Origin of the sequence: Mesorhizobium sp. Z1-4 (genome assembly GCF_004000235.1) — a bacterium.
Taxonomy (GTDB): domain Bacteria; phylum Pseudomonadota; class Alphaproteobacteria; order Rhizobiales; family Rhizobiaceae; genus RCIO01.
In genome coordinates, this window is record NZ_RCIO01000001.1 from 217,249 (window position 1) to 244,106 (window position 26,858).

The following is a 26,858-nucleotide window of genomic DNA, read 5'->3' on the forward strand; positions in this document are numbered from 1 at the left end:
CTCCTTGAAATCCTGGTTTGGTTTATTTTCCTAGTCGGCCTCGAGCAGGAAGCCGAGGCTGATTTCGTTGAATTCGTCGGGCTTCTCGAATTGGCCCCAATGCTTCACCTGCTTCATCTCCACGACCCGCGCGCCGGTGACGAGATCGCGTATCCGCATGGCGGTGTTGTAATATTCCTCGCGGTCATCCGGTGCCGCGATGACCAGTATCTTCGCTACGATCCTGCGCCAGTCGTCTTCCGGAATGAGGTTCCGCGCACGGATTTCTGGATCCTGCAGGCACAGAATATGCTCCATCGCCCGCTTCATCTCCGGCTGGCGGTATGTGGCCTGCCGCACCGCGACAAGATCGTCGATGCGATTGCGTTCGTCATAGATAAGGGTGTCGAAGATCGATTTGATCGACGACCAGGTGGGGTTTTCGACCGCTTTTGTGCGCGCACTGCGGATGGAGCCCATCGTCTGTGCGTTGGCGATCATGCCGGAGGACGCCAGAAGAACCAGCTTGTCGATGATGGCCGGGTGGCTGACGGCAAGGCGGCACGCCACCCAGGCGCCGAGCGACACGCCGATGACGGATGCGCGTGCGATGCCCATCGTGCGCATGAATGCGCGAACGTGATCGACATAGACGTCGATCTCATAGTCTTTGTCCGGCTTATCGGAAAAGCCGCTTCCCACTATGTCAATCGCATAGCAGTTGAAGTGTTTTGCATGCGCCATGAGGTTCGGAGAAAAACACTCCCAGGTGCCAGCCGTACCATGAAGCATGACGATGGCCGGGCGTCCGGGATCGCCGGCCTGAACAAAGCGCGTGCGAATACCATCGACGTCGATCCAATCCTGACGGAATGGCACGGCCATCAGATGCTTCCAGATACTCCGGTATTCTGTCTCGTCCGCAGCCGTCATCGTTTGCCCCAGCCAACATACGGCATCGTGCCGGTATTCATGCCAACATCGATAAGCCCGCCATCTGCAGGCAAATCGCCATACCATACATATATGTATGGTTTTTTGCCGGCGCACCTATCCCCTATCATGTTGTTCATCGGTATCCTCTGTTCGGGAGTTTTTTCCGAGCCGGCTAACGCCGATATTACCGACCGGCGATGCAGCCCATGCCGGTTACCCATTGCGGTACGGGTTCATATGCCATGACCTCGACACCACCGCCCCACGCTCCGATGGCCGAAAGCCAGGCCCGGACCTCATGTGCGCCGTTGCCGGCCTGCCTCTCAACTTCCTCGGAATCCATCGAAAGCAACGGCTCCATATCGCCGGACGCGAGCGTGTCCAGAAACCAGCGATCCCATTCGGGATTTACCTTGCCGTCGACCGCTTCGCTCTTCCTCGCCGCGAGGCTCGCATCTCTCATTGCGCTGTACTCGACAACACGTTCGCGCCCGTTGATCACATAGTCGCGGATCTCGGCTGGCGTCTGCGGATTGTCCTCCGACACCGGCGCGACCCAGTGGGAAAGTCCACCTGATCCGAGGATCATCACCCGCCCGGCATTGCTTGAGGCGCGGATTGCGTCACCGACGGCGCGGCCGAAATCATAACAGCGGCGGAACGAAGGACGCGGCGCACCGCCGGCGTTCACCATCACCGCCACCACGGGCGTACTGCGCCCCTGATCGAGCGCGGCATAAGGCTGACTAATGCCGTGGTCCACGCCCATGTTGAGCGAAAAGGCCGGATCGAAATCCTGCCCGCTCACCGCTGCATGTATTTCACGCCCCAGAGCCTCGGCCGAAGGAATCGCACCTTTCGGGCTCCCGTAATCTCCAAAACCTGTGATCTTTTCGACGCCAATGCAGAAAGGCGGCAGCACGTCGTAGAAAAAGTTGCGGAAGTGGTCGGGGCCAAAAATCACCAGGGCGTCCGGCTCCTGTTCGGCAATCAGATTGCGCGCGGATTCAACCCCGCGAACGAACTCGGACCCAGGTCCGGAAACGTCGAAAGACAAATCCCAGAATGGCGAATGCGACAGCGCAACGAGCCCGACGATCTGAGCCATGCCTTCCTCCCTTGTTCCAGCCTTCAATACAGTACTGTATGGAAATTACAACCCCCCAATAAACTGTCGAAAGGCATTGACACCAGCAGGCTGCCTCCATTAATCCATACACTACTGTATTGTTAGGTGGCGAGATGGACGAGAAATTTACGCGGCTGATCGAAGCGGCCGAAGTGGCGCCGGATGAGGGCCGGCGCGTTCGAATCGACGGGCTTGAACCGATCGCCGTGTTCAATGTCGACGGCGAGTTTTTCGTCACCCAGGACACCTGCTCGCACGCCAAGGCATCTCTCTCGAAAGGCTGGGTCGAAGGATTCGAGATCTGCTGCCCGGTGCATGACGGCCGGTTCGACATGCGCTCGGGCGCCGCGCTCTGCTTTCCGGCTACCGACCCCATTCGGACCTATCCGGCAAAGGTGCATGAGGGCGCTGTCTGGGCCGACCTATCCCAGGCACCCGCCCAGGTCAGACCGCCGTTGCGCGCGCGGACGTGAAATCGAAGCCACAGCTAAATTGAGGTACCAGTATGGCCGTCAATCTCGGCGAATCCCCGATCCACCGCAAAGCGAAGCTGAGTGAACCCGTCACTCTGCCGCCCCGAGAGCTGGTCTACGAGGTCGAGCAGTTCCTGTTCCGCGAAGTACGGCTGCTCGAAAGCGAGCGTTACGAGGACTGGCTCGGCACAATGACGGAGGACATCCAGTACTGGATGCCCGGCATCCAGTCGCGGTTCCGCAAGGACAAAGCGCCCAAATACTCGCATTCGCGCATGGCGCTGTTCGACGACGACCTGTTCAACCTCCGGCGCCGGGTAACGCGCGCCCTGCACGATACCGCCTGGGCCGAAGATCCGCCGACGCGCACATGCTATTCGGTTTCCAACGTCGAAGTCGAGCCGATCGAGAACACGGATGAGATGACGGTGCATTCCGTCATTCTTGCGGTACGAGGCAGGAACGAGACCGAGCAGGACTGGCTGATCGCACGGCGCAAGGACCGGCTGAGGCGCATCGGCGAAGGTCTGCTAAGGCTTTCGCGGCGCGAGATTTACATTACGCAGTCCGTGATCCTCTCCAAGAACCTCAACATCTTTCTGTAGAGGCAGCGCGACGTGGGCTGGCTAGAAGGTTATGTTGCGGCGATCACCGGCGGCGCCAATGGGATAGGCCTCGCGGTTGCGCGGCGTTATCTCGCTGAAGGCGCTGCCGGTGTCGCGATCCTCGATCGCGATACCAGCGGCATTGCCACCCTTTCAGACGCGTTTCCCGGCCGTGTCACGGCGATTGCCGGCGACGTTCGCGATCCAGCTTCCCACAGTGCGCTGATCGGCAGCGCGGTCGAAAACCACGGGCGCCTTGACGTGCTGGTGGGAAATGCCGGCGTGTTCGACTTCAGGCGCCCGCTGGCAAGCTACGAAGCCGGTTCGCTCGGAGAGACCTTCGACGAGATTTTCGGGATTAACCTCAAAGGCTACATGCTCGCGGCCCTGGCGGCCCGCGATGCGCTGTCGCAAACCGGCGGATCGATGATCTTCACCGGCTCGGTGGCCAGCCAATATGCCGGAGGCGGCGGCATTCTCTACACCGCCGCGAAACACGCCATCGTCGGCTTCATTCGCGAGCTGGCACGCGAACTGGCGCCTTCGATCCGCGTCAATGGCGTCGGACCAGGCGGCACCCTCACCTCATTGAGGGGAACGGCGGCCCTCGGCCAACAGGACAGGTCGCTGGCCGACAACCGCGAACAGCTGGAAGCGCGACTCTCGGCTGCCGTTCCACTGCGCTTCGCTCAAAGGCCGGAGGATCATTGCGGTCTCTACGTGCTTCTGGCGAGCCGCGAGAACAGCCCCGCCGTGACCGGCGAAATGTACATGAGCGACGGCGGCGTGGGCATTCGGCCGCTGTGAACGAGACGCAAAGTCAAAGGACCGGGAAATTGGAGAGCGAGAATCTTGCGGGGTTTACGGTGTTCGGCGAACCGGGCGGCTTCGTTCACCGAAACGGGCCGCTGTACATCCGCAACGATGGCGACCGGACGTTGCTCAAAATTCTGCTCCAGTCGGTTCACGTCAACCGGCTCGGCGTGGCCAGCGGCGGACTGCTGATGATGATGCTCGACATCACGCTGGGCACCACCGTGAGCGCCAAGGTAGGTTACGAGGGGATCTGCCCGACCATGCAGATCAACTGCAACCTCGTTGCGATGGCGCGCAAAGGCGACTGGCTCCACGGCGAGGCGGAGGTGACACGAGAGACGCGGTCACTCGCATTTGCCACCGGGCGCCTGTTCGTGGACGGCGAGACGATCGCCACGGCAAGCGCAGTTTTCAAAATCCCGTCATTCGTGCGCGAAGCACAGGACAAAAACGGCAACCGCGCCGTGAGCGCGCGTCAAGCATAACGAAGGAGGATCGCCGATGGCCACGTCGGGCAAAACCACGAGTCGACTGCAATCCAATGCGGCTTTCGACGTGAAGGAACTGGAAACGCTAGTCGATGCCGAGAACGGAACAATCGACAGGCGGATTTTCTGGGACGAGGCAATTTACCAGCTCGAGCTGGAGAAGATATTCGCCCGCTGCTGGCTTTTCGTGGCGCATGAGTCCCAGATCGCCAATCCGGGCGACTTCCTCACCACCTATATGGGCCAGGACGCGGTGATCGTCTCACGCGGACGGGACGACAAGATCGGCGTGTTTCTCAACTCATGCCCGCATCGCGGCAACAGGGTCTGCTTCGCGGAAGCCGGCAACGCCCGGCGTTTCACCTGCAACTATCATGGCTGGTCGTTCGGCAATGACGGGCGCCTGCTGGGTGTGCCGGCCGAGGATCTGTACGAGGAAACCTGCCCAAGCTTCGCGTCGCAGGACCTCGGCCTGCACCCGGCACGCGTTGCTTCATACAAGGGTCTCGTATTCGCGACGTTCGACGAAGAAGCGCCATCACTCGACGACTACCTTGGCGACTTCCGCTGGTATCTCGACATCATTCTCGACAACGACGAAGGCGGAACAGAGTTCCTCGACGGCAACATCCGCTCGAACGTCCAGTGCAACTGGAAATATCCGGCGGAAAACTTCATCGGCGATTCCTATCACGCCGCATGGACACACAATTCCGGCGCCCACGGCATGCTCGGATCGTCCGTTGGCAAGATCAAGCAGGAAAACTCCTACCATGCCAACATGAACGGGCATGGCTGGCAGTTCGGCCTCGACATGGTCGGCAATGCGATGGCGCTGGGCGAACAGGATATCATCGACTACCTGAAAGCACGCGAAGAAGAAGTTGCCGAACGGCTGGGCAAAATACGCTCCCGCATGGTCGGCTCGGTAGCGTCGGCCACAGTCTTTCCAAACCTGTCGTTCCTGCCCGGGCACAGCACGTTTCGCACCTGGATGCCGAAGGGGCCGCACACCACGGAGATCAATACCTGGGTGCTGGTCAACAAGTCGGCCAGCTACGAGATCAAGGAGAAATACCGCAAGGGTGTCATGCGCACCTTCTCGCCGTCCGGCGTGTTCGAGATGGACGACGGCGAAAACTGGGAGCATGCGACCCAGGTTAATGTCGGCGTCGTCACCCGTCGGCAGAAACTTCATTACGGGCTGGGGCTGAACAGCGCGACAGAGCACCCGGAACTGAAGGGCGCGGTTCATCTGCGCAAGTACAACGATGCCAACCAGCGGGCATTTTACCGCCGCTGGCTCGAACTGATGATCGCGCCCTAAGGAGACCGGCAGCAATGACATTGCCGCTTGCGGGCATACGCATCCTCGATTTGACGCGCGTCCTCGCCGGGCCGTGGGCCACGCAGCTGCTGGCCGACCTGGGCGCGGAGGTCATCAAGATCGAGCGACCGGGCGTGGGCGATGAAACGCGCTCGGCCGGGCCGCCCTTTCTCAAAGCCCGCGACGGCTCCGACACGCGCGATGCCGCCTACTATCTCAGCGCCAATCGCGGAAAGAAGTCCGTTGCGGTCGATATCGCCTCGGCCCCGGGACAGGAGCTGATCCGCCAGCTTGCCGGAACATGCGACATATTCATCGAAAATTTCATGGTCGGAAAGCTGGCTGAGTACGGGCTCGACTATGCCAGTTTGCGCAGCTCCAAGCCCGACCTGATCTACTGTTCCATCACCGGCTTCGGCCAGACAGGGCCATACCGCAACCATCCCGGATACGATTTCGTATTCCAGGCCATGGGCGGGATGATGAGCATTACGGGCGAAGCGGGCGGCACGCCCCAGAAAGTTGGCGTGGCTTTCGCCGACCTGATGACAGGCATGTATGCCTCGACCGCGGTACTCGCCGCGCTGCGGCATCGCGACAAGTGCGGCCAGGGCCAGCATATCGACCTGGCGCTGCTAGATGCGCAGGTGGCGGCGCTGGCAAACATGAATATGAACTATCTGATCTCGGAGCGGGTTCCGAAGCGGATGGGCAATGCCCACGCCAATCTGGTGCCGTATCAGGTGTTTCAGTGTGCGGACGGCGACGTGGTTGTGGCCGCCGGTAACGACAATCTCTTCCGCGGCCTGTGCCGCGGTCTGGAGCGCGCCGACCTCGCCGCCGATCCGCGTTTTCGTACCAACCCCGACCGGGTGAGAAACCGCGAAGCGCTGATATCGATCCTTCAGGGCATCTTTGCTGTACGGCCGGCGGCAGAATGGGTTGGCCGCCTGCGCGAGCAGTCGGTTCCGGTCGCGCCGATAAACGATCTCAGCCAGGTGTTCGAGGATCCGCAGGTGGTCAGCCGCGCGATGAAGGTCACTGTCGAGCACCCTGCGGCGGGGTCCGTGCCGCTTGTGGCCAACCCGATCCGGCTTTCCGAAACGCCGATCGCCTACGACGTGCCGCCGCCCATGCTTGGCGAACATACCAGCGCGGTACTTGCTGGTCTTCTTGGGCTGTCAGACCCGCAGATTGCCGAGCTCGCCGCGCAGAAAATCGTTCAGCTCGGCAACTGAACCGATCCGCAGCATTGTGAACAGGGAACTGGCCTAGATGCCGATTGTCACACTGGCTTTTACCAATGGCGAAAAGGTTCGTTGCGAAGTTCCGCGCGGCCAGACGATCCTCGAGGCGGCACAGGCGGCCGGTATCGTACTGGCCAAGGAATGCGAAAACGGCGCGTGCCAAACATGCCGCGGCACACTCAGGTCCGGGCAGGTTGAGGAACTCGACGTTACCGAACTTTCCGAAGAGGATTTCGATGCCGGGGCCGTGCTGGTGTGCTCAACCGGGCCGCTGAGCGACGCCGAAATCGAATTTCCCTATGCACCCGAGGAGCTGATAACACCTGCACCGCATCAAATGACCGTACAGGACGTCACGCTCTTGAGCCCGACAACGGCCCGGCTTCGCGGGCAGTTGCCGCGCAGAAACGACTTTCGCTTCCGGCCGGGCCAATACGTCAACATCTCTCTGCCGGGCCTGCAGGCAAAACGCTCCTATTCGATGGCCAGCCCGCCTTCAGACCCGCGCAATGTCGAATTTCACATCAGGCTGCTCCCTGGCGGGCTGATGTCGGCTTACGTGACGGACGAGGCAGCGCCAGGGGCAACCCTGGATATTGTCGGGCCATACGGCGCCTTCTATCTGCGCGAGGCGGACGGGCCGGCGGTGATGATTGCGGGTGGCACGGGGCTGGCGCCAATGATTTCGATGCTGCGCGCCCTGGCGCAACGCAATGCGACCCGGCGCATCGCACTCTATTACGGCGTCACACGTTTCGAGGATTTATACGGGCTCGATGAGCTTGAGGGACTGAAGGCGCGCCTGCCGGGGCTTTCCGTGCATTGCGCGGTGGCGGAAGCCGACAACCGATGGACCGGCCGGACCGGCTATGTCACCGATCTTTTGTCGGGGCCGGACCTGCCGCCAGCCGAACAGGTCTATGTCTGCGGGCCGCCGGCAATGATGCACGCTGTCCGCGATCTGATCGCGCAACGGTTCGCCGCCGATGTGGACGTCTTCTACGAGGAATTCGCTCCGGTTTCCTGAGGACGGCCTTATCCCTCATTCACCGGACAATGGCCCGGTTAGAGCGCGGGCACCCTCGAATTTGGCTCGAGCTGCCGGCAGGCGCCGCCCAAGCTCAAACGGGACCCCGCGACCGGTACGGTGAAATGAACCGGCGCCGGTCGACGAAACACAGGCCCGCCGGCTATTCGCCCCAGACACCTTTGAGAACCCGCAACCAATTGGCGCGCGACACCATCTCGATGTCTCCGGCGGAGTAGCCGCGTTTGCGCATTGTCAGCCGGCCGCCGGGCCAAACGGATGTGGCTGCACAACCGGTGCCGCCCCATGCAGACAATCCCTCCCGGGCATCGCCAGGCAGACGTTCGACCGGCTTCACCGTCAGCGATTGGTCACAGCATAAACCGACCAGACTTGGCCGCCGATAAATGATCGGACGGCTGGCAAGGTTCGGCGCGGCTCGTTGAGCCATCTATGCGCGAAATGTCACCGCGCGAACCTTCACTGAAAGGCGACGCCGAAAGAAGCGCACCCGCAAAGCTACAGGCATAGCGCCAGGCAACAACATAAGCACACAAAACCACGTATTCGAACGTTAAGTTCCGTTGACTCTTGATGTATTGTGAGCAATGTTGTGATAATATGTTCATTTGGGAGGGGTTACGGTAGATGACGCATGCCATTCCCAATGGCGGTTCGCTGCAACTAGGGCGGCTGGGCCACAAAACGGTTGGCCTGCTCCTGGTTTCACCGGCAGCACTGTTCCTGCTGGCGTTTTTCATTATCCCCAACCTGCTTCTCGTGGCCTACAGCTTCACTGCTCAGATGCGTGATGGCGTACTTGTTACCGGGCTTAACCTGGAAAACTACCGGCGCGCCTTCGAGGTCGATCTTTACTGGCGGGTTTTGCTTCGCACGGTGCGCGTAGCTGTAACGGCGAGCGTGGTTGCGGCATTCTTCGCTTATCCGCTTGCCATGGTGATTTCGCAGCGCGGACGCTTCGCCAAGATCGTGACCCTTGTCGTGGTTGCGCCGCTGCTGGTGAACGTGGTGATCCGTTCCTATGCCTGGGCGCAGCTGCTCAGCCGCCAGGGCGCGCTGAACTGGGTTCTGGATCAGGCGGGGATCGCGGAGAACGCACCCCAGCTTCTTTATACCGAATGGGCCGTTCTGATCGCCTCGGTGCATGTCTTCCTGCCGTTTCTGGTGCTGCCGCTTGCCTCGGCGATGGAGAAAGTGCCGAGCACCGTGGTCGACGCGGCGCGCGTTGCCGGTGCAACGCCCTTTGCCGTTTTCCGGCGCATCATCCTGCCGCTCAGCCTGCCCGGCCTCGTCGTCGGCATGTCGCTGGTTTTCTCGCTGACCGCCGCCGCCTACGTGACCCCGCAGATCCTCGGCGGCAATTTTGCACCGCTGGTTGGCACACTCATCGAACAACAGGTGCTCAGTCTGAACGACTGGCCCTTCGGCGCGGCTCTCGCGACGCTCCTTATCCTCACCGTTCTCACGGTCAACCTGGTATTCCTCAAAGCTGTCGAACGCAGGACGTCGTCCTGGACGGCCGGAGCACGCGAATGATTGTCCGCCCCAGCCTGCTGAGTATCGTCACGGTACTCATTCTGGGATTGATCATCGCGCCGCTGATCGTGCCTGTGATGATGTCGATCTCCGACACGCCCTATATGACCTTTCCACCAGTCGGCTTCACGCTTGACTGGTACGTCAAGGTTCTGTCGGATACGGAGGTCCACACCAGCCTCATCGTTTCGCTTAATCTTGCCGTTACGGCGACGGTCGGCGCATTGCTGCTTGGCCTGTCATGCGCGATGGGACTCGTGCGCTATCGCTTTCCCGGGCGCAATCTGATCCTCGGCCTCGTTATTTCGCCGCTCATCGTCCCACTGCTCGTCACCGGGCTCGCGCTGCTGCAGTTCTTTTCGCAGATGGGCAGCCGCTGGACGTTTGCACATCTTGCGATTGGGCACATCCTGATCTGCCTGCCTTATGTCGTGCGCATGGTCTCGGCCAGTCTGCTGCTCATAAATCCCGACCTGGAAAACGCAGCGCGGGTAATGGGTGCCAATCCCTGGCAGACTTTCTGGCGTGTTGTCTGGCCGCAAATCAAGCCCGGCGTTGCTTCGGGAACGGTCTTCGCCTTCATCGTTTCGTTCGATGATTTTCCGATATCGATGTGGCTCAGCGACGCGACCCAGTTCCCGCTGCCGTTATTCCTGCAGACGGCAATATCCCGCTACTTCGATCCCAGTATCGCAGCGATTTCGACGCTGATGATCATTTTCGCGATCTTCCTGATCATGGTCCTGGAACTTCTCCTGGGCGTTCGGGTCAGGAAAATCGCGGGATGAGAATACCGATGAAACACCAATGGAGGAACAACCAATGAGCAGAGTTAATCGCCGGACATTCGGCAAACTTGTATTGGGTGCCGGCGCTGTTGCACCTGTGTATTTCAGCAAGAACGCCTGGGCACAGGACAAAACCATCACCATTGGCATCTGGGGAGGAAGCCAGGGCGAGTTCATCAAGAAGAACGTCATCCCGGCATTTCAGGCGGACTTCGGCTGCACCGTGCTGGCCGAAGAGGGTGCGACGCTGAGCAACGTCTCAAAGATGCGCGCGACCCAGAGCAACCCGAAATACTCCGTGATGTTCGTCGACGATGTCGTCGTGTCGCTGTGCAAGGCGGAGGGGCTGACTGAACAGCTGCCGCGCGAAAAGATGCCGGCGTTGGCCGAGGTCTTTCCGCAGTACATTTACGACGACTACTACGGCACCGGTCTGGGAATCTCGATGGCCAGCCTGTTCCACAACAAAGCCATCACGCCGCCTGCCTCGTATGCGGATTTGTGGAAGCCGGAATGGGCCGGCAAGATCAAGCTGGTCAGCCCGCGTAACACGCCGGCAATGCTGTTCCTCATTGTCGCGGCGGCTGTAAAGACCGGCAAGCCGTTCCAGGACGCCCAGTATCTGATCGGTGACGCGTTCGACAAAGTCGCCGAGCTCAAGCCGAACGTACAGAACCTTTACGACAGCGGCGTCCAGGCGGCCAATGAAGTTGCGCAGGGACAGGCCGATGTTGGCCTGATCGAGTACTCGAAATACATCTACCCCTACACGGAGAAGGGCGCTCCCATCGATCTCGGCTTCCCTTCGGAGGGGACGTTCGCCGGTACGAACTGCCAGGTGCTGGTAAAAAATGGCCCCGAGCAGGATCTCGCAGCCGCCTTTATGAACCGCATGCTGGAGCCTGCGGTGCAGAAACCGCTGTCGGAATATGCGCTTATGGCGCCGCCGGTTAACGGTGTCGAACTGTCCGATACGGCGCTCAAATACGTAGCTTATCCGGAAAGCGAGATGGCGAGACGCAATTTGTTCACGCCAGACTGGGCGTTCATCAATCAGCATCGTGCCGACTGGACGGAGCGCTTTAACCAAATATTCTCGGCGTAAACCAATCCAGCATGATGTTAAGTCTTGCAAGGCCGATACATGATCACGATGGGTCGTCTCGACCTGTCGTGATCAACCTCAAAATCGTTTCCAGCACGTGATCGGGGAAATGCAGGTGTCTATTTCTCCCAATCACGTGCCGGAGGCACGTAGCGGCAGCGGTTTGCTCAGCGTCCGCAATCTCACAAAGAGCTATGGCGCGCTCACGGTCGTCAGCGACGTTTCGCTGACGGTCGAGCGCGGCAAGATCCTTGCTCTGCTCGGGCCATCGGGCTGTGGCAAGACCACTCTGCTGAAAATGATCGCCGGGCTGACGGGACCGTCGGCCGGCGAAATCACCGTAGACGGTGAGCCCCTGGGCGGAGTACCCACGCATCGGCGCCGGTTCGGAATGCTTTTTCAGAACTATGCGCTGCTCCCGCATCTCAACGTCATGTCGAACGTGGCTTTCGGCCTCGAGATGCAGGGCTTTCCCAAAGCCGACATCCAGCCCCGCGTATACAGCGCACTCAGCCGCGTCGAACTGTCTGAGTATGCAAAGCGCATGCCTCATGAATTGTCTGGCGGCCAGCAGCAACGCGTCGCGCTGGCCAGGGCGCTGGTATACGAGCCGCGGCTTCTCTTGCTGGACGAGCCCTTTGCAGCTCTTGACAAAAAACTGCGCGAGAGCATGCAGCTGGAGCTGCGGTCGATCTGCAATCAGCTCGAGCTGACGACAATACTCGTCACCCACGACCAGGACGAAGCCCTAACGCTGGCCGACGAGATTGCCGTCATGCGTGACGGTCGCATCGAGCAGATCGGCGTATCGCGCGATATCTACGAACGTCCTCGGACGCCCTTCGTCGCTGATTTCGTCGGCAAGTCCAATTTCTTTCCGGGAACAGTTGTCGGCCGCGATGGTTCAATGGTTTCGGTACGGACCGAAGACGGCGTCACCCTGCAGGCAGAATGCGTCGTCCCGATCGATGCCGATGTTGATACTGTTTTGGCCGCGGTCAGGCCAGAAGCGATCTCGCTGCTGCCTCCCGGTACTGCGCCCCAAGGAAATCACGCTGTGGGCGAAATTCGCCAGGTCGTGTTCAGGGGATCAACAATAACGACGATCCTGGCGCTGGCGGACAATGCCGAATTTGTGTGTTCGACGCCGGCCGGAAGCCTGGAGAGGCTTCCGAAAGTCGGCGAGCGATGGGTGGCTTGCTGGCCGGTATCGCGAACGATCGCCATGCCGCAGCAAAAACCGCAGTCCCCGGAGAATAGAACGAATGCAACTGCTTAGCGAACGCGCTTTCGGCGTCGTCGTGCCTTCTTCCAACCGCGTTGTCGAACGCACGACCGAAGCGATCATCGGAAAGTTCACCGGTCTTGCCGCCTGCTATGCCCGCATACCGCTGTGGGCCAATGGCTCGGGGCAACCGGCCGACGGCTACAATGTGGCCGCACTCGACGATGCCATCGAAATGCTGCGTCATGCCGAAGTCGAGCTGATCTGCTGGAACGGCACCAAAGGCGCCGGCATCGGTTTCACGCCAGATCGCGAGTTCTGCTCGGCAGTCAAGGAGCGTTCCGGCATTCCCATGGTCAGCACGGCGCTTGCCACGCTCGATGTGCTGAAACTGCTTGGCGCGCGCAAGATTGCAATCGTCAGTCCGCTTCCGCGTGCGAATATCAACGCCATGTCGGTGAATTTCAACAAGCAAGGCTACACCGTCGTTGGCCAGCTGGGCATGGACCTCCTCGACAATTTTGCTTTCTCGACGGTTCCTCCGGACGCCATAGCCGACGCCGTCCGCAGCATCCACGAACAGTCGAAACCCGATGCCATACTCATCTTCAATACCAACTTCCGCGGCCTCTCCGTCATGGCGCCGCTGGAGGCCGAACTCGGAATACCGGTACTCGATTCCACCGCTATCGGCGTATGGGCAGCCCTCACAGCTATGGGCACGGACCTGACGCCCGCGGCGGCGCTCGGTAGCCTCTTTACTGTAGCCCCCTAAAGAACACCGGGCTGAAGTGTCGAAGGAGACGGAAGCTTGGGTCTGAACGCAAAACATGCCCGATCGAGGTCAGATCGAACCTTGGTTCCGACCAACCAATCAGACAATGTTCGTTTCTCTTCGAATCCGATACAGTGTGTTTGAAGGCAATGAATTCGTAATCGTGGCGCAAACGAAGAGCGCCGACGACCTCCTGCCAGGCTGGGGCCACGATGAGGAATTGTGACAAGGCGGACCTGTGAGCGCGATGCCGGGCAAAAGAACAACCGATAATGAAGAGCGAGCTCTCACACCCCCTGGCCGCATGATCGGCCGCGTGCGCAAGGCTCGAATTGAACAGCTCATCCAGCAAAACGGCTCCATGTCGATTGGCGCGCTGGCGTCAGAATTCAATGTCTCGGAAATGACAATCCGGCGCGACCTCTCGGAGCTCGAAACCCGTGGGCATATCCAGCGCACGCACGGCGGTGCCGTCATCGAACGGATGGGGACGGTCCGCCAGGCCGCGGAAGAACGTTTCTTCGATGAACGCCGCAACACCAATCGTGCTGCCAAGACTGCAATTGCGCGAAAGGCGATGGAGCTGCTCGCTGCCAGCCAGGCAGTGGCGCTGGATGTGGGAACGACCAACTACGAACTCGCGTCGCTGCTTGCCGAACGGACCGACATCCGCGTCTTCACCAACAATTTGAGGATCGCGGCTCTGATGGGCCAGAGTCAGGCTGAGATCTATCTCTTGGGCGGGCGGGTACGCCAAAAGGAGATGTCATTGTGCGGCCCGGTCGCCGTGGACCAGGCACGTCGGCTATGGTTCGACATAGCCTTTCTGGGAGTGTCGGCGGTTTCTTCGAGCGGCATCTTCGACTTCGCATTCGAAGAGATCGAACTCAAGCACGCCTATATCGAACGCGCCAAGAAGCGGGTCGTTCTGGCCGACAGCTCGAAATTCGACCAGACATCCCTTATCCAGATATCCGGGTTCGAAGAAATAGATGCTCTGGTAACAGACGCACAGCCTTCGGCTCGTATTGTCACAGCGCTGGAAGCTGCCGGCGTCGAGATAATTCTCGCTCCTGCCGTACCCGATCCAAACTGACAGATTTCTCGCTGCAGGACAGCTGACGGGCAGTGCCGTGAGGCACTCTTGAATATGTCCTATTTTGTGCGATTTTGTTTGATATTGGCTGAATGCTGTCTTATGCAGGACGCGCGTATTCGCCGGGCCTACCGCGGGGCAATTGACCAGCGTCGGCTCCAGTGCCGGTTAGTGCGAGCGTCACAAGTAACCTCGGCGAGGATTTAGGAAGCCATGTCAAATAATCTCGGCCGATACGCCGCCATTCACATGATGCCGGCGCGGACGTTTGGTCGCGCGCAGCTTTGTGAATTGCACTACCGGAGCACGGAGTTTGACGTTTGACGGAACGGTTCAAGGCGATCGCCTGGGATGTCGACGGGACACTGGTCGACAGCGAGCCTCTTCATTATCAGGCGTTGGTTGATGTGTGCGGCCGCTACGGTTACCGCATCAACGGCATCGATGAAGAGACATTTCTCGGTGTCAGCATCACTGACGTTTGGGAACATATCCGCGACAACCTGCCAGAGGACCTGCTCAGGGAAGACTGGCTGGTTGCGATCGACCGCTATTATGTCGAGCACAGCAGAACAATCGGCGTGCAGAAGGGGGCTGCGGAACTGATCGAAAGATCGGCGCGCGCCGGAATTCGCCAGGTATGCGTTTCCAATTCCAATCGGGAAGTTGTCGAGGCCAACCTGGCTGTGATGGGTGTGGCGCAGCATATGGAATTTCTCGTCTGCCTCGACGAGGTAACGAATGGCAAGCCAGCGCCGGAACCCTATGCGCTCGCATGCCGCAAACTCGGCATCGCGCCCCGAGATGTGCTGGCAGTTGAAGACAGCCGGACGGGTGCTGCTTCGGCATTGGCCGCAGGGCTTCCGGTCGCGATTGTGGGCAGCATGGCCTCATCCGGCGCTGCTACGTTCGGGCGTTTCGTTTCGCTCGTGGAGCTCGGTTATGCGCTGTTTGGCGCAAGCGCCCCCAAAGGACTTCGTGAGCCTGTTTCGGCCGGCCAGTGAGCTAGATCAAAACCTCGCCGTCTTTGACCACCAAGCGCCCACGCCGAATTACGTGCAGACGCCGCGCACGATTGATAACCGCTTCTTCAACGCTGGGTGCGTCCAGCACCACCAGGTCGCTCAGGTCTCCCTGCGCGATTCCGTAGGGCGAAATACTCAGGGCGCGGGCGGGCGCCGTCGAGATCATCTCGAACGCGCCACGGATATCCTCATTTGCAAAGAACTCCTGCCGTTGGCAGACGATCGACGCACGGTCCAGCAGGTCGCCGTTTCCAAAGGGCGACCAGCAATCCCTGATGTTGTCCGATGCCGCGAAAACGTTCACGCCGTAGCCTCGCAGGCGAGCTACCGGAGGGACCGGCACGGGCGGCGGACTGGATGTCATGATAGAAATGCCGGCCTCGGCCAGTTGAGCGGCGGTTTGTCCGAAAGTCAGTTCGTCGACCATGCCCAGTGAAAATGCGTGGCTGACTGTCACCCTGTCGTTCAGCCCATGGGCTTTCGTCCTTGCCGCAATGTCGCGCAGTTCCCCGGCGCCAATCGCACCTCCATCGTGAAGGTGGATATCGATGCTCTTTCCATGCCGCGCGGCAAGTCCGAATACAACGTCGAGATGACCATCGATATCACCATCAATGCCGTGCGGGTCGAGGCCACCGACGAGGTCAACGCCGGCGGCGAGAGCGGCATCCATCAGGTCCGCGACCCCGGGATCGCGGACGATTCCGCTTTGCGGAAATGCCACCAGCTGGATGTCGACGATATCCCTCAGCTGCTCGCGGACCGCAAGCAAAGCATGGACGTTGGCTAGCTTGATGTCGCTGTCGATATCGACATGGCTGCGTATCCGCGTCGTTCCGAAGGAGAGCATTCTCAGGATGAGATCCCTTGCCCTTTGTTCCACCGGCCGCGAAACCTTGTGGCGCAAAGTGCGCTCGACTGCGATGCGCGTTTGGACGTCGGGCGCACCTTCATGGGGCACGAGTTCGGCGCCGAAATGCGTCTTGTCGAGGTGCACATGACCTTCGACAAATGCCGGCGCCAGCAGTGCCCCTTCGATATCCAGCACGTCCGTTTTCGGCGCCGACAGGCTGCCGGGTTCACCTAACGCTACTATCCGCCCTTCATCGGTTGTCACATCCCGGACCTGTCCGCCGGGCAGCAGGGCATTGCAAATCAGCATGTCGCTTCTTTCGAAATTCTGCGGCCGCCTTTCACGCGGAACCACTACGATCTCAGAATATCACTTTTTCAAACATAATGCGACATATGCGTTGACGAACCCTGCTTGTCATTCGGGCGGGCAAAGCCTCGAGAAACCTCTCCCCCCGATCGAATTGCATACGCTGCCCGTCTCGGGGGTCCAAGCCACAGCGCGATTCGATCCCGTATCGGCGCCACTCCGCATCTCGGATTTCGCGCACAATCACGGCAATCAGCTCCAGCAACCCACAAACCCAAAGCCGACCAGACGCTACCGCCCAGGTTCAAACGACCAGGATACTCAGGCAGCCTATGCGCCGGATATACCCATGATCAGCCCGCGGAGCTCGGCAAGGCCACGCAGGCGGCCGATCGCCGGGTAACCAGGTTGGGCGTCAAACCCGGAATCATGAAGGATTTTTTGCCCATGGTCGGGCCGGAAGGGCATTTCCCAATCCTCCCGGCCTTCCTGTTTTCTGCGTTTCTCCTCGTCCAGCACTGCGACGACGAGTCTTCGCATGTCGGTATCGCCGTCCAGATGCTCAGCCTCGTAGAAAGAGGAACCCAGCGCATCGCCTTCGCGCCGGACATTGCGCAGATGAATGAAATGCACCTTTGATCCCAGACGCCGCATCATTCCGGGCAGATCATTGTCAGGCCGCGCGCCAAGCGAACCCGAGCAAAGCGTGACACCGTTTGCCGGTGAATCCACCGCATTGAGGATGTAGTCATAATCCGCTTCGGTCGACATGATGCGCGGCAGCCCCAGAAGCGGAAACGGCGGATCGTCTGGATGACAGCATAGGCGCATACCGAGAGCTTCGGCGGTCGGCACCACCTGTTCGAGGAAGTCGACATAGTTGCTGCGGAGACGATCAGCGGAAATATCGCGATACGATGCCAGTGCGTCGCGGAAGTTGTCTGCGGTGATACCCTTGGCAGCGCCCGGCAAGCCGCACACCAGCCGATTGAACATCGCCTCGCGGTCAGCCTCCGACCAATGGGCATATCGCTGCTCGGCTTCGCGAATAGTCTGTCTGCTCAGGCCGGCCCCGGCACCCGGCCGTCGGAGTATGTAGAGGTCGAACGCGGCAAAATCGATCGCGTCAAACCGCATTGCGGTTCCGCCATGCGGCAGCCGGTACTCGAACTCGGTCCGGGTCCAGTCGAGCACCGGCATAAAGTTGTAGCAGATCGTATGGATTCCCGCGTCAGCGAGTTTCCCGAGGCTCTTGCGCCAGTTCTCGACATGAGTGCGCCAATCCCCTGACTGGGTCTTGATGGCCTCCGAGACCGGCAGACTTTCCACTACGGCCCATGAGAGCCCGGAGGGCGTTCCATCGGCGAAATGCTCAATCTCGGATTGACGCGTTTCGATCGCTTCGCGGCTCCATTCCTCGCCGGCGGGATATTGGTGCAGCGCGCTGACCACCCCTTCGACACCGGCCTGCCGCATCCAGTCCGTGGAAACCAGATCATCCGGACCGAACCATCGCCAACATTGTTTCACTTTAACGCCTCCAGGATACTCGCCGCATCGGCCCCTTGCTGTATGAACAGCCTTAGTTCGGTCGCGGAGGGATCGTGCAGGTCCCGCCCGCACTCGATTTCCGCCTCAAGAAACCGCTGCCATGCCGCAAGCAGCGCTTCGCAGCCCGGGGACGGCAGCCCCATCGCAGCACGCGCTTCAATGACGGGCAGGACCCTGAGCGGCAGCTTCACCGATCCGTCATTGGTGATCTGCCGCAGGCCGTGATGAAGAAACGGATTCTCGAATCGCCGCAAAAGACTGGCTTTGTGAGCTGCTCCGTCGTTGCGCGACCGAGGCGGCAAGGTTGCCATTGCCTCGTCCATTATCAGTTCCGTCACCCGGCGGATCACAGGGTCGGCGATGGCTTCGTGCACATATGCGTAACCGGCAAGTATTCCGGCATAGGCCACATAGCTGTGCGGCCCGTTCAGCATCCGCAGCTTCCGCAGTTCAAACGGTGCGACATCGTCCACGAAGGAAACGCCTGCCAGCTCCCACTTCGGGCGCGGCCCTGAAAAGTCGTCCTCGATAATCCAGTCGGTGAACATCTCGGCGGACACGGGTGCTCTGGGCGGAAGCGTTGTCTCGGCCACACGGGCCTCCAACGCGGCGTCCGTCGCCGGTGTAATCCGGTCAACCATGGTGCAGGGAAACGAGACGAAACGATCAAGATAATCGGCTATGCCCATGCCTGCGAGTTCTGAAAACTCCAGTACCGCCTGGCGCAATTGTCTGCTGTTTCGCGGAAGGTTGTCGCAGCTCATGATCGTCAGTGGCGCGTTCCTGCTGGAACGCGCTTTCAGCGCTGTGGCCAGCAGGCCAACCATGCTGCGGTGCGTCCCCTGTTCGAGGTCGGACCGGATATTCGCGCTTTCCCTGTTCAGCCGCCCGTCCGCTTTGAGGTCGTAACCTTTCTCCGTCACGGTAAGGGTTACAATCGCGGTGTTCTCGTCAGCGATCGCCGAGATGACCTTCTGCGGCTCCTCTGCGGCGACCAACACTGAATCCAACACTTCGATTTTGTGCATTTGCCGGCCGCCGACATCGCTGATCTCGAGCGTATAGGCGCAGTCCTGCTGGACCAGCATGTCCCGCAGGAGCGGGCGTCGCATGCATACGCCGGTGATGGACCAGTGCTGCGAGCTCTCGCGGTTGGCCCGGTCGGTATACCAGGCCTGATGCGCACGAAAAAAATTGCCGAGGCCGAGATGGACAATTCGCACTTCACTCTCCCAGCTTGCGCCTTGCGGAATTGAGGTTGAAATTCGGATGCCGCGCCGACGTGTGCGCGACGTACCGATCCTCGTCTCGGCACATCGGGCCCCGTTTCGGCGGGCTATCGGGCCGGTCAGCCGATCTCGACCAGCGCCTTGATCGTGCCGGAATCGCTGCGGACCAGATTTGGCATCTCACGGGGAAGATCTTCGAACGCGACCCTGTGCGTATTCATCGCCCGGGTGGGAACCCGGCCGTCACGAATGGCTTTGACAACCAGCTCGAAATCCTGGGGCTGCGCGTTGCGCGAGCTCAAGAGGTTCATCTCACGCTTATGGAATTCGGGATCCTCGAAACCGATCCGCGCATTGACGATGCTGACCAGGGTGTAGGTCCCGCCGTGTGCGACATTGGAAAAACCAGCTTCCATCGCTGCCGGGCTGCCTGTCGCATCGAACACGTTTGCAAACATCTCTCCCGCGGTTCGGTTCAGCAAACGGTCCCTCAACCCCTCCCCCAGCTGCTCGGTCGTTACCGCCAGGTGGCTGGCGCAAAAGCTCAGGCGTTCCTCGCGGATATCCACCACCGTGACGTCGGCGCCCCGCAGACTGGCAAACAGCGCCACGCCTATGCCGATTGGACCGCTTCCGGCAACCAGCACACTGGCCCCCTCGCGCACCTGTGCTCGCGCGACGGCATGTGCTCCGACAGCCAGAAATTCGACCATCGCGGCTTCGTCGGCATCTAGTCCGTCAGCCTTCACGACATTCTCTGCGGGCAGGCTGAGGTATTGCGTCAATCCGCCGTCGCAATGGACCCCCAGAACGGAAAGCCTGACACAGCAGTTCGTTTTTCCCGCCCGGCAGGCGACGCAGGAGCCGCAGGCGATATAGGGGTTGATAAAAGCGAGATCACCGGCACGAAGACCGCTATCCGGATCGGCTTCCAGAACCTCGGCGCTCAACTCGTGACCGATTACGCGCGGATACTCGAAATAGGGCTGATTGCCCCCATAGATATGCATATCCGTGCCGCAAATGCCGGCGCGCAACATCCGCAACAACACCTCGCCGTTGCCGCGTTGCGGAACAGGTCGGTCAATCAGAGTGAGTTGACCGGGTTTCGTACATTCGATGGCTTGCATCGGCTTGCCTTCACGCCTTCAAGGATAATGTTGCGAGCATGAAAGCGCTGTCGCCATCTGCCATGTCGGCTACCAGTCTCAGGTAGCCGGGGAATCCGGTGAGCCGTGCAAGAGCAATCTTGCCGACCTCCGACGGTATTTCCACGGTCGTGCCTTCATCGATCCAATGGAGGCCATCGAGCGATATCTGCACCCTGGCGCTGGCGTCGCCGCTAACCGGTGCCGGCTCGAGCCTGCGAAGCGAAATTGCGGCCTCCCGCGCCCAGCTGGCCTCATACGGTTCTGTGGCAGACCCGTCGGTCCAGTCCTCTCCGCGCGCGATTACCGCCGTATAACTCTCCGCAAGCATCACCAGTCACCCGAAAGAAGAATTGAGTCGAAGTAGAGGAATGCCCTCTTCCGGGAGTCGGTTTCGACAAACGGAATAACGTTGAACAGGTTGTTCAGATTGGGCATCGCATCGAATTTGAGCATTTCCAGTCCGGAAAGGTCGAGAACCAGATCATTGCACTGCAGCTCGGTGTATCTCAGCGTCCGAATGTCGAACCCAAGCCGGAAGTAGTGCCAGTTAATCTTGGTGGGTATCTCGTTGTAGCAAAGGGTCTGGTAGCCGCCAGGAATGTCGACCCAGTTTTCCTCGCCATAGTGATAGAGCGTGACCGTACGGTCGCCCACATCGTTGAAAACGGTGGTTCGAGGCTTGTACTGCCACTTGTTTGCCAGCGCCCCATCGATCGCATTGAGGTATCGTATCTGAGGAAGCACCCGATGCTGTTTGGTCTGAATGTCGAGCACGAAGCCGAAGGAGCGTACATCGCGATCGGAGAGTTCGAGCTCCGTCGCTTCCGGCTTGAAGGTCAGATAGGCTTCCACCTGCATTGTGCAGGCCCTGGGAAACGTCAAACGCTTCAAGGATACCGTTTGCGCCCCAACGTCGGGGCGGGTTGCAAGCTTGAGCGCATAGGAGCCCGAAAGGCCGCCATGCGTTCCCCCGTCCCATTGGGTCAGGTTGCTTAGCATCGGTGGCGTGAACTGCCGGTAGCCAGGATGCATGTTGCGCAAACTGCCCGTGTAATTGCCGGTAAGAACCGTCCAGCCGGACATGCCCTGATTGAAGTCGTCGTAAAACATGACCCTGGGCAGAGGATCGAACCGGCTCAGGTCCATTTCCCGCGGGCCAGCGTCAATAGCGTGTCTGTTCATGGGCGTACTGCTTCCATGTCCTGGATGAGGGGCTCTCAATTCGCGATCACGAGACCGGCAGCCGGTCCCCCGTTTCGGCATCGAAAAGGTAGAAGCTGTCTTGTTGAGGCCGCACGCGAGCGATTTCGCCGTGCTTGAAGACAAGCCGGTCGCGGAACACGACGACCATGCTCTTGCCGTCCACTTCGCCGACAACCTGTATTTCGGCGCCCGTCGGTTCGACGACATTGACCCTCATGGGAATGCCGTCATCGGCAATTTCAAACTTGTCCGGCCGGATGCCGACCTCAAGCCCTTCCCGGTCCGGTTGATCCGGTAACCCGGCGATGGCGACGCTGTCCGGTCCCGCCTCCACCAGGAGTTTGCCTCCGGAAATTCGGGCCGGAAGGAAATTCATGGGCGGCGAACCGATGAACCCGGCAACGAACTTGTTGACCGGTTCATCGTACAATTCCAGGGGCGTGCCGATCTGCTCGACCAGGCCGTCGTGCATGACGATGATCCGGTCGGCCATGGTCATGGCTTCGATCTGGTCGTGCGTGACATAGATCATCGTGGCACGCAGCCGCAGGTGAAGCGCCTTGATCTCGGTGCGCATTTCGGTGCGCAGTTTGGCGTCGAGATTGGACAGCGGCTCGTCGAACAGGAAAACGGCCGGGTCCCGGACGATGGCCCGTCCCATGGCCACCCGCTGGCGTTGTCCGCCTGAAAGCGCGCGAGGGAACCGGTCGAGATAGTCGGTCAGCCCGAGAATCTCGGCGACTTCCTTAACCCGTTTGTCCATCTCCGCTTTGTCTGCGCGCGCCAGCCGGAGCGCGAAGCCCATGTTCTGAGCCACCGTCATGTGCGGATAGAGGGCGTAATTCTGGAACACCATCGCGATGTTCCGCTGTTTCGGCTGCATGTCATTGACCACTTTGGAGCCAATGGAAATCTCGCCGCCGGAGATTTCTTCAAGGCCTGCGATCATCCGCAGCAGGGTCGATTTTCCGCAGCCCGAAGGCCCCACCAGAACGACAAACTCACCGTCTTTGATTGAGGCGGAAATTCCCTTGATGGCTTCCACCGCGCCGTATCTCTTGAAGACATTCGATATGCCAACTTCGACCATGTCTAACTCCTATAATGTGTCTTCGAGCCGACAGTTCACGAGCAGTTCGGCAACAGAGAAGTTTGAAGGGGCGCTGGCGAGGTGCAACACGGCCTCGGCAAGGTCGTCGGGACTGATCATCTCTTCCCTGGCGATCGCGGTAACGCCGTCGTTGAAATCAGTGTCGATGTAGCTGGGGCAAAGCGCGGTGGCGCGCACACCGTCATTCCATGCGATGCGGCGCGTTGCATGGGTCAATGCCATCAGCGCGTGCTTTGTCATGGCATAGCCTACATTTGTATGGTTGATCCGCTTGCCCGACAGGGAGGAGACGTTGATCACGCGCCCCTGCCCCGATGCAATGAGATACGGCAAGGCGGCGCGGGTTACACGAAGAGGCCCCTTGAGGTTGACCTCCAGCAGCGTGTCGAGCGCAGTCTCGTCGTCGTCCGTGAGCGCGTATTGGAGGCCGATGCCGGCATTGTTCACAACGGCATCGATGCGACCGAAACGTTCAATGGTTTGGTCCACCCAGCGACCAGCCGAACCCTGCTCGAGCGCATCATAGGTGCAGCAGATCGTATCGATGCCGCCGGGCAAGCTTTCCTGCAGCCGCTCGGGAGTTCTGACACCGAGGCTGAGCCGCCAGCCGGCAGCAGCCATGCGGCGTGCAACCGCATTTCCAAGGCCCCGCGACGCGCCGGAAACCATGGCGACACGATCGGCCATTACAGCTGGCCCTTCCACTGCACCGAGCTCTGACGCGTCAGCTCCAACAGAAGCTCCTGACCGTATCCATGGCCGAGACCGCTGGCACCCACGGGCTCCGAGGTGCCGCCCGGCGCCTTGCGCGGGGGCATGTTGATTTTGAGCATACCGGCCCTCAACTCATGCAGCGCCTTGACCGCACGCGAGGAGGAATTGGTGCAAACCACGCCCGCGAGCCCAAAGCGGCTGGAGTTGGCCATCGCGATCGCTTCATCGAAATCGTCGAACGGAACGATTGGAGCGACTGGCCCGAAAGTTTCTTCCATCATGATCGGTGCGTCAGCCGGCATACCGGTGACGACCGTTGGCGGAAAGAAATAGCCCTTTCGGTCCAGTCGGGTGCCGCCGCAATGAATTGTAGCGCCTCGCGCGCTCGCGTCCGACACATGGTCGATGACACGCTCGAGCTGCAGGTGGTCGACCATCGGCCCCATGCCGACGCCGTCCATGAGACCGTCATCCTGCACGATGGCGTTGGATTGTTTGACCATCTCTTCCACGAACGGCTCGAATATCTGGCGCGCGACATAGACACGTTCGGTGGCCGTGCAGAGCTGGCCGGCGTTGAAGTAGGCAGCGTCGATAGTCAGCGCAGCCGCCTTGGCAATATCCACGGTCTCGTCGACGACCAGAGCGTCTTTGCCGCCAAGTTCCAGAATGGCCTTTTTGAGATTTCGGCCGCAGCGCTCGCCGATCCGGCGACCTGTTCCTTCCGAACCGACAAACAGGATCGCATCGACATCTTCATGCTCAACCAGCGCGGCGCCGGCCGTTCCATCTCCCAGCACAAGGTTGACGACGCCCGCAGGCAGGTCACCGAACACCTTCTCGGCGATGACACGGGACGAAAGCGGCGTCTTCTCCGAAGGCTTCCACACCACCGTATTGCCGACGGAGATCGCGGCGGCGATGTTTTCGACCCCAAGTGCGACCGGGTAATTCCAGGGCACGATACACCCCACGACACCGCGGGAATATCGCTGCTGAAAGTTGAGCTGGCCGGAAGCCGCCAGCTGGCTACCGGCGCGCAGGTGTACCGAGAGTTCCGCGAACATCCGGGCAGCCGAAGCGGCGCCCGCAACCTCTCCGCGCGAAAGGAAGAGGGGTTTTCCGTTTTCCTGAGTGATCAGGCGCGCCAGCTCTTCATGCATTGCCATCAGCTTGTCGGCCGCGCCAAGCAGGGCCGCCTTGCGTTCGACGGGCGCCAGGCCGCTCCAGCCCGCATGTGCCGCCCTGGCCGCCTTCACCGCCGCGCTGACATCCTCGCTTGCCCCCCGCGGGATGAGGTCCATGACCTCCTCGCTTGCGGGATTAACGACTTCGATCGAGTCTCCCGAACGGGAGGGTGTTGCAGCGTTTGAAATCCAGTTGGTGAGCATTCTGTTGGTCTTTCATCGAATGGAGTGGCTAGCCCTTCACGGCGCCCGCCGTGAGCCCAGCCACGAGCTGGCGCTGCAAAACGAGCACTAGGAGAACTACCGGGATGAGTTGGATTGTGGCGGCCGCAAACAGGACGCCGTAATTTGTGCCGGTCACGGAATCCATGATCTCGGCGAGTACCAGCGGCGTGGTCTTGGCGTTCTGAATCGTGAAGATGAACGCGTAAACATATTCATTCCACGAGAACACGAAAACGAAGACCGCACAGGCAACCATTCCCTGCGCCGAAAGGGGCAGGATGATATGGCGGAGCAGCTGCCATTCACCGGCGCCATCGATGATGGCCGATTCATCAAGGCTGCGCGGAATCTGGTCTATGAATTCCTTCATGATCAGAACGTTGAGCGGCAGCCAGAAAGCGGCATAGAGCGCGATCAGGACCCAATAGGTATCGGCCAGACCCAATATGTTGACCCAGGGGAACAGGGGAATGGTGATTACCAGCGGCGGAAGCAGGCGGATGGCGACCAGATAAAATGCGCTGGCAGCAAGGGCCTTGCCGCGGAAGCGGGAGTAGACGTACCCGGCGAGCGCGGAAGCTATGACACAGACCAGGGTCGCCGCGACCGAAATGACAAGGCTGTTCAACATATAACTGAAGAACTGCGGATAGATTTCGGCAATGGCGATGAAATTGTCGAATGTCGGTGTGAAGAAAATCTCCGGCGGGAACACGAAAATGTCCCGGTGCTGCTTGAACGCATTGAGCACGACATAGGCGATCGGAAACAGCGACCAAACCGAAATCAGCCCAACGGCAAGCGCCTTGCCAACATGTCCGGCGAGTTTACGCATCGCGGAACGCGCTCCTGTAGATCGCCCTGAGATAGATTGCTGCCAGCAACAGCGAGCCCAGAACCATGAGCCAGCCCGTCGCGGCTGCGCCGCCGAAATCGGAGTATCTGAAGCCGGTGCGGTAGAGATAGGTTCCCAACACCTCCGTCAGCCTTATGGGTCCGCCCTGCGTCACCAGCCAGACTTCGGAGAACATTCTGAAGGCAAACACGTATCTGAAGATGATCGCGAGGAGAGCGGCAGGCACGATAATCGGAGCCGTGATCAGCCAGAACTCCTGCCACTTTGTGGCTCCGTCGACGCGGGAAGCCTCATAGAGTTCGCCCGGCACGGAGATGATGGCGGCGTAGATAATGACAAAAGAAAACGGCAGGTGATGCCAGATGCTGATGGTGGTGATCAGCACCAGCGCCGCTTCCGGATTGAGTGTCCAGTTGAAGTCTATGCCGATCATGGCGAGCGTCTTCGTGATCAATCCGACGCTCGGATCAGCCAGAAATCGCCAGGAAAGTACCCCTACAACCTCACTGATGCCGTAGGGAACGAGCACGACGGCGAACATCAGCATCCGCCCGGTCTTCAGACTGGCAATGACAAGCGCGACCAGAACCGCCAGCAGCAGCTCGATGTAAACGACGGCATTCACGACGATGAAGGTGTTCCAGGCCGCGGTCCAGAAATACCGGTCCGTCAGGATGGCCGCGTAGTTCTGCCAGCCTACGAACTGGGGATTCTGCCCGAAATTGGACACCGTGAAGCTGAGCCAGAGCACATACACGGCGGGACCAGCCAGCATGAATGTGACCATCGCCTGGGCAGGCGTCAGGAATATTAGGTGGACTGGTCGAATACGATTCATGACCCGGGTTCACTTTGCTCGGCATATCCGTGT

27 protein-coding genes are annotated in these 26,858 nt (G+C 60.0%); 14 read left to right on the plus strand and 13 right to left on the minus strand.

The window, feature by feature from the left end:
* Window positions 1-30 precede the first annotated feature (30 nt).
* Together EP165_RS01065 and EP165_RS01070 are read right to left on the minus strand one after the other, a co-directional pair.
* Window positions 31-864, minus strand: a complete 834-nt coding sequence (locus EP165_RS01065) for an alpha/beta fold hydrolase (protein ID WP_206075850.1) — start codon at window positions 862-864, stop codon at window positions 31-33.
* 235 nt (window positions 865-1,099) lie between these two features.
* Window positions 1,100-2,023, minus strand: a complete 924-nt coding sequence (locus tag EP165_RS01070; protein WP_127519706.1) for a DODA-type extradiol aromatic ring-opening family dioxygenase — start codon at window positions 2,021-2,023, stop codon at window positions 1,100-1,102.
* 134 nt (window positions 2,024-2,157) lie between these two features.
* Between EP165_RS01070 and EP165_RS01075 the strand changes: the two genes are divergently transcribed.
* From EP165_RS01075 to EP165_RS01140, 14 genes are all read left to right on the plus strand, one after another.
* On the plus strand, window positions 2,158-2,517 hold the full coding sequence (locus EP165_RS01075) for a non-heme iron oxygenase ferredoxin subunit (RefSeq protein WP_127519707.1): 360 nt from the start codon (window positions 2,158-2,160) through the stop codon (window positions 2,515-2,517).
* A 32-nt stretch (window positions 2,518-2,549) separates the two neighbouring features.
* The gene (locus EP165_RS01080; RefSeq protein WP_127519708.1) at window positions 2,550-3,122 is read left to right on the plus strand and encodes a 3-phenylpropionate/cinnamic acid dioxygenase subunit beta; all 573 of its coding nucleotides are present in this window, start codon (window positions 2,550-2,552) and stop codon (window positions 3,120-3,122) included.
* Between the two features lie 12 nt (window positions 3,123-3,134).
* Window positions 3,135-3,929: an SDR family NAD(P)-dependent oxidoreductase gene (locus tag EP165_RS01085; protein ID WP_127519709.1), complete on the plus strand. Its 795-nt coding sequence runs from the start codon at window positions 3,135-3,137 to the stop codon at window positions 3,927-3,929.
* Between the two features lie 29 nt (window positions 3,930-3,958).
* The gene (locus EP165_RS01090) at window positions 3,959-4,423 is read left to right on the plus strand and encodes a PaaI family thioesterase (protein WP_127519710.1); all 465 of its coding nucleotides are present in this window, start codon (window positions 3,959-3,961) and stop codon (window positions 4,421-4,423) included.
* Between the two features lie 16 nt (window positions 4,424-4,439).
* Window positions 4,440-5,753 (plus strand): aromatic ring-hydroxylating oxygenase subunit alpha, encoded by a 1,314-nt coding sequence (locus tag EP165_RS01095; RefSeq protein ID WP_127519711.1) that lies wholly within the window; start codon window positions 4,440-4,442, stop codon window positions 5,751-5,753.
* A 14-nt stretch (window positions 5,754-5,767) separates the two neighbouring features.
* Entirely contained in the window at window positions 5,768-6,991 is a 1,224-nt protein-coding gene (locus tag EP165_RS01100) for a CaiB/BaiF CoA transferase family protein (RefSeq protein ID WP_127519712.1), read from the plus strand.
* A 37-nt stretch (window positions 6,992-7,028) separates the two neighbouring features.
* Window positions 7,029-8,027 carry an FAD-binding oxidoreductase gene (locus tag EP165_RS01105; protein ID WP_127519713.1) on the plus strand — a complete coding sequence of 333 codons (999 nt, stop codon included), beginning with the start codon at window positions 7,029-7,031 and terminating at the stop codon, window positions 8,025-8,027.
* Window positions 8,028-8,675: 648 nt separating this feature from the next.
* Window positions 8,676-9,584, plus strand: a complete 909-nt coding sequence (locus EP165_RS01110) for an ABC transporter permease (protein ID WP_127519714.1) — start codon at window positions 8,676-8,678, stop codon at window positions 9,582-9,584.
* Window positions 9,581-10,372 (plus strand): ABC transporter permease, encoded by a 792-nt coding sequence (locus tag EP165_RS01115; protein ID WP_127519715.1) that lies wholly within the window; start codon window positions 9,581-9,583, stop codon window positions 10,370-10,372. Before EP165_RS01110 ends, EP165_RS01115 begins: the two co-directional genes overlap by 4 nt.
* A 73-nt stretch (window positions 10,373-10,445) precedes the next feature.
* Window positions 10,446-11,477: an extracellular solute-binding protein gene (locus tag EP165_RS01120; protein ID WP_164742921.1), complete on the plus strand. Its 1,032-nt coding sequence runs from the start codon at window positions 10,446-10,448 to the stop codon at window positions 11,475-11,477.
* 97 nt (window positions 11,478-11,574) lie between these two features.
* Complete coding sequence (locus EP165_RS01125; RefSeq protein WP_245439919.1) at window positions 11,575-12,756, plus strand: ABC transporter ATP-binding protein; 1,182 nt, start codon at window positions 11,575-11,577, stop codon at window positions 12,754-12,756.
* On the plus strand, window positions 12,743-13,477 hold the full coding sequence (locus EP165_RS01130; RefSeq protein WP_127519717.1) for a maleate cis-trans isomerase family protein: 735 nt from the start codon (window positions 12,743-12,745) through the stop codon (window positions 13,475-13,477). Before EP165_RS01125 ends, EP165_RS01130 begins: the two co-directional genes overlap by 14 nt.
* 316 nt (window positions 13,478-13,793) lie before the next feature.
* Window positions 13,794-14,573: a DeoR/GlpR family DNA-binding transcription regulator gene (locus tag EP165_RS01135; RefSeq protein ID WP_164742922.1), complete on the plus strand. Its 780-nt coding sequence runs from the start codon at window positions 13,794-13,796 to the stop codon at window positions 14,571-14,573.
* A gap of 320 nt (window positions 14,574-14,893) precedes the next feature.
* Window positions 14,894-15,577, plus strand: coding sequence for an HAD family hydrolase (locus tag EP165_RS01140; RefSeq protein WP_127519719.1), 684 nt, complete (start codon window positions 14,894-14,896; stop codon window positions 15,575-15,577).
* A 1-nt stretch (window position 15,578) separates the two neighbouring features.
* Here EP165_RS01140 and EP165_RS01145 read toward each other — a convergent pair whose 3' ends face one another.
* From EP165_RS01145 to EP165_RS01195, 11 genes are all read right to left on the minus strand, one after another.
* Window positions 15,579-16,760: an amidohydrolase gene (locus EP165_RS01145; protein ID WP_127519720.1), complete on the minus strand. Its 1,182-nt coding sequence runs from the start codon at window positions 16,758-16,760 to the stop codon at window positions 15,579-15,581.
* A 330-nt stretch (window positions 16,761-17,090) separates the two neighbouring features.
* Window positions 17,091-18,290, minus strand: a complete 1,200-nt coding sequence (uxuA, locus tag EP165_RS01150; protein WP_127519721.1) for a mannonate dehydratase — start codon at window positions 18,288-18,290, stop codon at window positions 17,091-17,093.
* Window positions 18,287-19,534, minus strand: coding sequence for a mannitol dehydrogenase family protein (locus EP165_RS01155; protein WP_127519722.1), 1,248 nt, complete (start codon window positions 19,532-19,534; stop codon window positions 18,287-18,289). The genes uxuA and EP165_RS01155 overlap by 4 nt, the downstream gene beginning before the upstream one ends.
* A gap of 125 nt (window positions 19,535-19,659) precedes the next feature.
* A complete protein-coding gene (locus EP165_RS01160) occupies window positions 19,660-20,670 on the minus strand; it encodes a zinc-binding alcohol dehydrogenase family protein (RefSeq protein WP_127519723.1) in 1,011 nt (336 codons plus the stop codon).
* A gap of 10 nt (window positions 20,671-20,680) precedes the next feature.
* Entirely contained in the window at window positions 20,681-21,019 is a 339-nt protein-coding gene (locus EP165_RS01165; protein WP_127519724.1) for a hypothetical protein, read from the minus strand.
* The gene (locus EP165_RS01170) at window positions 21,019-21,873 is read right to left on the minus strand and encodes a DUF6772 family protein (protein ID WP_127519725.1); all 855 of its coding nucleotides are present in this window, start codon (window positions 21,871-21,873) and stop codon (window positions 21,019-21,021) included. The genes EP165_RS01165 and EP165_RS01170 overlap by 1 nt, the downstream gene beginning before the upstream one ends.
* A gap of 46 nt (window positions 21,874-21,919) precedes the next feature.
* On the minus strand, window positions 21,920-22,984 hold the full coding sequence (locus EP165_RS01175) for an ABC transporter ATP-binding protein (RefSeq protein WP_127519726.1): 1,065 nt from the start codon (window positions 22,982-22,984) through the stop codon (window positions 21,920-21,922).
* Between the two features lie 9 nt (window positions 22,985-22,993).
* On the minus strand, window positions 22,994-23,692 hold the full coding sequence (locus EP165_RS01180; protein ID WP_127519727.1) for an SDR family NAD(P)-dependent oxidoreductase: 699 nt from the start codon (window positions 23,690-23,692) through the stop codon (window positions 22,994-22,996).
* Window positions 23,692-25,110 carry an aldehyde dehydrogenase family protein gene (locus EP165_RS01185; protein WP_127519728.1) on the minus strand — a complete coding sequence of 473 codons (1,419 nt, stop codon included), beginning with the start codon at window positions 25,108-25,110 and terminating at the stop codon, window positions 23,692-23,694. Before EP165_RS01185 ends, EP165_RS01180 begins: the two co-directional genes overlap by 1 nt.
* A gap of 28 nt (window positions 25,111-25,138) precedes the next feature.
* Complete coding sequence (locus tag EP165_RS01190; protein WP_127519729.1) at window positions 25,139-25,966, minus strand: carbohydrate ABC transporter permease; 828 nt, start codon at window positions 25,964-25,966, stop codon at window positions 25,139-25,141.
* The gene (locus tag EP165_RS01195; protein WP_127519730.1) at window positions 25,959-26,825 is read right to left on the minus strand and encodes a carbohydrate ABC transporter permease; all 867 of its coding nucleotides are present in this window, start codon (window positions 26,823-26,825) and stop codon (window positions 25,959-25,961) included. The genes EP165_RS01190 and EP165_RS01195 overlap by 8 nt, the downstream gene beginning before the upstream one ends.
* Between the last annotated feature and the right edge of the window lie 33 nt (window positions 26,826-26,858).

Excerpts from the sequence above, each read along its gene's own strand:
- EP165_RS01115 (WP_127519715.1), top strand. The coding sequence starts at position 9,581 with ATGATTGTCCGCCCCAGCCTGCTGAGTATCGTCACGGTACTCATTCTG.
- EP165_RS01165 (WP_127519724.1), bottom strand. The coding sequence starts at position 21,019 with ATGCTTGCGGAGAGTTATACGGCGGTAATCGCGCGCGGAGAGGACTGG.
- EP165_RS01070 (WP_127519706.1), bottom strand. The coding sequence starts at position 2,023 with ATGGCTCAGATCGTCGGGCTCGTTGCGCTGTCGCATTCGCCATTCTGG.
- EP165_RS01145 (WP_127519720.1), bottom strand. The coding sequence starts at position 16,760 with ATGCTGATTTGCAATGCCCTGCTGCCCGGCGGACAGGTCCGGGATGTG.
- EP165_RS01100 (WP_127519712.1), top strand. The coding sequence starts at position 5,768 with ATGACATTGCCGCTTGCGGGCATACGCATCCTCGATTTGACGCGCGTC.
- EP165_RS01180 (WP_127519727.1), bottom strand. The coding sequence starts at position 23,692 with ATGGCCGATCGTGTCGCCATGGTTTCCGGCGCGTCGCGGGGCCTTGGA.
- EP165_RS01190 (WP_127519729.1), bottom strand. The coding sequence starts at position 25,966 with ATGCGTAAACTCGCCGGACATGTTGGCAAGGCGCTTGCCGTTGGGCTG.
- EP165_RS01080 (WP_127519708.1), top strand. The coding sequence starts at position 2,550 with ATGGCCGTCAATCTCGGCGAATCCCCGATCCACCGCAAAGCGAAGCTG.
- EP165_RS01110 (WP_127519714.1), top strand. The coding sequence starts at position 8,676 with ATGACGCATGCCATTCCCAATGGCGGTTCGCTGCAACTAGGGCGGCTG.
- EP165_RS01185 (WP_127519728.1), bottom strand. The coding sequence starts at position 25,110 with ATGCTCACCAACTGGATTTCAAACGCTGCAACACCCTCCCGTTCGGGA.
- EP165_RS01170 (WP_127519725.1), bottom strand. The coding sequence starts at position 21,873 with ATGAACAGACACGCTATTGACGCTGGCCCGCGGGAAATGGACCTGAGC.
- EP165_RS01175 (WP_127519726.1), bottom strand. The coding sequence starts at position 22,984 with ATGGTCGAAGTTGGCATATCGAATGTCTTCAAGAGATACGGCGCGGTG.
- EP165_RS01195 (WP_127519730.1), bottom strand. The coding sequence starts at position 26,825 with ATGAATCGTATTCGACCAGTCCACCTAATATTCCTGACGCCTGCCCAG.
- EP165_RS01130 (WP_127519717.1), top strand. The coding sequence starts at position 12,743 with ATGCAACTGCTTAGCGAACGCGCTTTCGGCGTCGTCGTGCCTTCTTCC.
- EP165_RS01105 (WP_127519713.1), top strand. The coding sequence starts at position 7,029 with ATGCCGATTGTCACACTGGCTTTTACCAATGGCGAAAAGGTTCGTTGC.
- EP165_RS01160 (WP_127519723.1), bottom strand. The coding sequence starts at position 20,670 with ATGCAAGCCATCGAATGTACGAAACCCGGTCAACTCACTCTGATTGAC.
- EP165_RS01095 (WP_127519711.1), top strand. The coding sequence starts at position 4,440 with ATGGCCACGTCGGGCAAAACCACGAGTCGACTGCAATCCAATGCGGCT.
- EP165_RS01075 (WP_127519707.1), top strand. The coding sequence starts at position 2,158 with ATGGACGAGAAATTTACGCGGCTGATCGAAGCGGCCGAAGTGGCGCCG.
- EP165_RS01065 (WP_206075850.1), bottom strand. The coding sequence starts at position 864 with ATGGCCGTGCCATTCCGTCAGGATTGGATCGACGTCGATGGTATTCGC.